At 60.6% G+C, this 327-nt stretch carries 2 tRNA genes; both read right to left on the bottom strand.

Annotated features, from left to right (window positions below):
- Positions 1-77, bottom strand: a tRNA-Ile gene (locus ACNQ62_RS16645).
- Between the two features lie 100 nt (positions 78-177).
- Positions 178-253 (bottom strand) — tRNA-Ala (locus ACNQ62_RS16640).
- Between the last annotated feature and the right edge of the window lie 74 nt (positions 254-327).

The following is a 327-nucleotide window of genomic DNA, read 5'->3' as shown; positions in this document are numbered from 1 at the left end:
TGGTGGGTCGAGGAGGACTTGAACCTCCGACCTCACGCTTATCAGGCGTGCGCTCTAACCACCTGAGCTACCGACCCAGCGTGTTTTGCAAAGCAAAACCGCGACGTCCCGGCAGGGCATTCCGAAGGAATGTCCCGAGAGGGACCAGCCCAAGCGGTTATTCAAGGGCCGTATGCTTGGTGGAGCCTAGGAGGATCGAACTCCTGACCTCCTGAATGCAAATCAGGCGCTCTCCCAGCTGAGCTAAGGCCCCAGCGTAGCCCGAGGGCTGCGTGTTACGTTGGCTGCATGAAGCAACCCTACCCCTTTCGGGACACCGCTGCGCGG

Source organism: Sulfitobacter sp. SBS6 (assembly GCF_048285585.1).
GTDB classification, from domain to species: domain Bacteria; phylum Pseudomonadota; class Alphaproteobacteria; order Rhodobacterales; family Rhodobacteraceae; genus Sulfitobacter; species Sulfitobacter pontiacus.
The sequence above is the reverse complement of the archived record's forward strand: the minus strand, read 5'-3'. Positions and strand labels throughout refer to the sequence as shown.